Origin of the sequence: Collinsella aerofaciens, from assembly GCF_015553355.1 — a bacterium.
In the GTDB taxonomy this organism is placed as follows: domain Bacteria; phylum Actinomycetota; class Coriobacteriia; order Coriobacteriales; family Coriobacteriaceae; genus Collinsella; species Collinsella aerofaciens_V.
Genome location: NZ_JADNGN010000065.1, coordinates 1 through 1,843 on the forward strand (window position 1 = coordinate 1; position 1,843 = coordinate 1,843).

Consider the following 1,843-nt stretch of genomic DNA (forward strand, 5'->3'; position numbering starts at 1 on the left):
ATTAATCTAACGATGCTTTGAGGAACGTAGGTGCTTCTAAATGTACTGTCGACTTCTTCTCAAACTAATCCTAAGAGACAGGGCCGTATGGATTTGTACGCTCGTTCTCGCCGCAGCCTTCTCCGTCCCCATTGCGTTCAATTCACCCATCTACGGGCCCTTCTTTATGAAACAGGGCATGCAGAGCTTTGTCGACGCATTCAATACGCGCGCGCCCCAGGCCAGCGGCACAGACCTATCTCCAGAGCAGCAAGTCGACGCGGAGCTTGCAAGATACGCGAACGCCGCCCTTGCCGCTCAAACCGACGCCGCCTTTCTCGATTCTGCCGAGAGCTACTACGCGCTCATGGACGAAGGCTTCCAATCCGGGTCCATCGTGGGAGACCGAGAGACCAATGACGCGGAGCTCGCATATTGCCGTGCCCTGAGCAGCTCCGGCATCACGGATATCCCGGCATCCGCAAACGACCTGCCATTCCTTTCCTTCCTGCCTTACGCCATTGCCACGGCGCCGTCTTTCCTTCCCTTCATCCCCTTCCTTCTCTCGTCGATACTCCTGCTCGGGGCCACAAGGCCCGGGACCCTGGCGGCGAAGGCGCCCGCGCCCAAATTCCGGCGCCTTATCCAGATCGTGTTTTCGATAATCGTCGCGGGGACCGCGATGCTCCTCGCCGGCCTCGCACCCGGGGGCATTTACGCCTTGGCCCTAAACGGCTTCGGGCAGATCGGGTACCCGATCGCCTTCTTCCATGACGGCGCGCTTGCCACCACGACCGCGGGAAACGTCTTCACAGCCCTGCTTCTCGCGCTGCTTGCGGGCGGAACCTTGATATCCGTTTGCTCCGCCGTCCTATCGACCGCAACGAGGCGCGTCCTCGCGGGCCCCCTTACCTCCGCGCTGCTTGTCGCGGCCCCGGCATTCCCGTTATTGTCCGATTCGGCACTGGGGCATAATGCCGCGCTCGAGCTCCTGCCGCTGGCCGTGTTCTCGCCTATCGAGGCAACGGGTTACGTGGGATGCTTCCCGACAGAATTCATCGGCTCCGGTTCGGGCGGCGCATCGATGCTTGCCGTGGCCCTGGTATACGTCGCGGTCCTTTTCGCGGTCGGCGCCGTTGCGGCACGTTCGCCCAAACAGGCTGGACCCGCTAAAAAGCACCATGGGCTTGAGCTCCTGGACGTGAGCGTGGGATACGGGAGCACGACGATACTTTCGATCGGATCGCTTTCCTTGGGCCCGGGAACGGCGGCGGGGCTCGTCGCTCCCAACGGCTCGGGGAAAACCACCCTTCTTGAAGCGCTGTCGGGCCAATTTCCCACCCGCATCCGCTCGGGAAGCCTGGCGGCAGACGGAATCTACCAACGTCGATCAGCCGAATTCGCAGAACTCGTCTACCTGAGCTCTTCGGGCGGCGCGGATCTCTACCCCACGCTATCGGCCCGCGAGCACCTCTCTTTCGTTAGGGAGGCGTGGAAATCGGCCGCCGACATCGACTCGCTCTGCAACTCCCTCGGAATCTCCCCATATCTCGACAAGCCGACCCGTAAACTCTCGACAGGAATGAAGCAGCAGGTAAAGCTTGCCATGGCGATAGCGACCGGTTGCCCGTACCTCATCCTCGATGAACCGCTGAACGGCCTCGATCCGGGAAAACGGAAAACCTCCTGCGACGCGATGCGCAGCGAGGTGGCGCGGGGACGCAGCGTGCTCATTTCAAGCCATCTGCTCGACGACCTGGCAGACCTCACCGACTCGTTCTACTTCATCGAGGCCGGCACGCTCGTGGAAAAGACCGAGTCGTCCTCGCAGACGCTCAAGCAGGAATACCTCGATACATACGAG

The 1,843-nt window shown here is 61.2% G+C and carries 1 protein-coding gene; it reads left to right on the top strand.

Annotation, left to right across the window (positions count from 1 at the left end; translation table 11 throughout):
* Positions 1–166: 166 nt before the first annotated feature.
* On the top strand, positions 167–1,843 hold a 1,677-nt coding region (locus I2D57_RS09790; RefSeq protein WP_195362345.1), incomplete at its 3' end, for an ABC transporter ATP-binding protein.